Annotated in this window: 3 protein-coding genes; 2 read left to right on the plus strand and 1 reads right to left on the minus strand. The window is 56.2% G+C overall.

Features of this window, described 5'->3' with window-relative positions; genetic code table 11:
* The first annotated feature begins 198 nt into the window (after positions 1–198).
* Together aac(3)-IId and FTV25_RS15890 are read left to right on the plus strand one after the other, a co-directional pair.
* The gene (gene aac(3)-IId / locus FTV25_RS15885) at positions 199–1,059 is read left to right on the plus strand and encodes an aminoglycoside N-acetyltransferase AAC(3)-IId (protein WP_000557454.1); all 861 of its coding nucleotides are present in this window, start codon (positions 199–201) and stop codon (positions 1,057–1,059) included.
* Between the two features lie 12 nt (positions 1,060–1,071).
* The gene (locus tag FTV25_RS15890; protein WP_000587837.1) at positions 1,072–1,614 is read left to right on the plus strand and encodes an AAA family ATPase; all 543 of its coding nucleotides are present in this window, start codon (positions 1,072–1,074) and stop codon (positions 1,612–1,614) included.
* Between the two features lie 407 nt (positions 1,615–2,021).
* Here FTV25_RS15890 and FTV25_RS16245 read toward each other — a convergent pair.
* Positions 2,022–2,268: hypothetical protein (locus FTV25_RS16245; protein WP_206299284.1), on the minus strand; the 247-nt coding region annotated here is incomplete at its 5' end.

The following is a 2,268-nucleotide window of genomic DNA, read 5'->3' on the forward strand; positions in this document are numbered from 1 at the left end:
CTAGACAAAATGACACCAAATGAGTTTTACTATGATCAGCTACCCCAACAAAACAAGGTGGCTTAACTAGAGCGGAATATCACTTATAAATACGCTTTTAGTTGTTCAAACAAGTGGGACCACCTCTATATCTCGATAGGTATAGTAGAGTGATATCTCGATAGGTATAGTGTTTTGCAGTTTAGAGGAGATATCGCGATGCATACGCGGAAGGCAATAACGGAGGCGCTTCAAAAACTCGGAGTCCAAACCGGTGACCTCTTGATGGTGCATGCCTCACTTAAAGCGATTGGTCCGGTCGAAGGAGGAGCGGAGACGGTCGTTGCCGCGTTACGCTCCGCGGTTGGGCCGACTGGCACTGTGATGGGATACGCGTCGTGGGACCGATCACCCTACGAGGAGACTCTGAATGGCGCTCGGCTGGATGACGAAGCCCGCCGTACCTGGCTGCCGTTCGATCCCGCAACAGCCGGGACTTACCGTGGGTTCGGCCTGCTGAATCAATTTCTGGTTCAAGCCCCCGGCGCGCGGCGCAGCGCGCACCCCGATGCATCGATGGTCGCGGTTGGTCCGCTGGCTGAAACGCTGACGGAGCCTCACGAACTCGGTCACGCCTTGGGGGAAGGATCGCCCGTCGAGCGGTTCGTTCGCCTTGGCGGGAAGGCCCTGCTGTTGGGTGCGCCGCTAAACTCCGTTACCGCATTGCACTACGCCGAGGCGGTTGCCGATATCCCCAACAAACGGTGGGTGACGTATGAGATGCCGATGCTTGGAAGAGACGGTGAAGTCGCCTGGAAAACGGCATCGGATTACGATTCAAACGGCATTCTCGATTGCTTTGCTATCGAAGGAAAGCCGGATGCGGTTGAAACTATAGCAAATGCTTACGTGAAGCTCGGTCGCCATCGAGAAGGTGTCGTGGGCTTTGCTCAGTGCTACCTGTTCGACGCGCAGGACATCGTGACGTTCGGCGTCACCTATCTTGAGAAGCATTTCGGAACCACTCCGATCGTGCCTCCGCACGAGGCCGTCGAGCGCTCTTGCGAGCCTTCAGGTTAGAGGCCGTCGACAATGATAATCTGGATCAACGGACCTTTCGGCGCCGGAAAGACGACGCTCGCTAAGCGGCTGCGCGATCGGCGTTCCAAATCGCTGATCTTTGACCCCGAGGAAATCGGGTTCGTGGTGAAAGAAACGGTCCCCATGCCAGCGAGCGGAGACTATCAGGATCTCCCCTTGTGGAGGGGACTTACGATCGCGGCGGTCAGGGAGATTCGAAGGAATTACTCGCAGGACATCATCATCCCAATGACGCTCGTGCACCCGGACTATCTGACTGAGATACTCGACGGGGTAAGGCGGATCGACGATCAGCTGCTGCACATCTTTCTGACGCTCAACGAGGACCTATTGCGTCACCGGATCGCGAACCAGACCATGCATCCTGACCCGAATCGAAATGCGGAGATTCGAGAGTGGCGATTAGCGAATGTCGCCCGATGCTTGGCCGCAAGGGAACGGCTTCCATGCACAACCCGTGTTCTCGATAGTGGTGCACACACCAGCGATGAACTCGCAGCGATGGTGCTCGACGGAATCGATGGGCGCACCTGATCGCCTTCGACGCCTGCGCAAAGCGTAGCGCGAGGGTGGCGGGCTCACGACCAAACGCCCAGAGGTCGATCATCGCAGGGATGTTTGGCTTTGTGGTGCGGACGACGGGACTCGAACCCGTACTCTCACAGAGAAGCAGATTTTCGTACCACCTCGACTTTCGCCGCCGTCTGATGACGTTCGTGGTCTGGACTGTCCCTTCGCCATTGCCCGAAGGCTTTAGGCGCCGCCCGTCCAGTCTCTACACCTTCCCCCGAAGGGGCTTGGCTCGGGATTGGCTTAGGGTATTGCCCGTTAGCGTTCCCCGACTTTGAGCGGTTCTACTCCGCGGATTTCCCCGCGGGCACTCCAATTTTAAAGTCTGCTGCGTCTACCGATTTCGCCACGTCCGCCTTTTTTCGCCGTTCCTAGCGCTCGTGCGATGCACCTATGTTGCACCTAGCGCCGAATCGTTCTTCGTCATCCTGAAAAACCACGTCTCCTAAAGCCTTGCATAGCTTATCTTTTCTCCACCACGAACTTTTTTGGGCACTGTTGCAAATAGTCGGTGGTGATAAACTTATCATCCCCTTTTGCTGATGGAGCTGCACATGAACCCATTCAAAGGCCGGCATTTTCAGCGTGACATCATTCTGTGGGCCGTACGCTGGTACT

The organism is Acinetobacter sp. YH12249 (genome assembly GCF_013417475.1).
Lineage (GTDB): Bacteria > Pseudomonadota > Gammaproteobacteria > Pseudomonadales > Moraxellaceae > Acinetobacter.

Bases quoted from the DNA above. Each gene is read 5' to 3' on its own strand.
- FTV25_RS15890 (WP_000587837.1), top strand. From the start codon at position 1,072: ATGATAATCTGGATCAACGGACCTTTCGGCGCCGGAAAGACGACGCTC.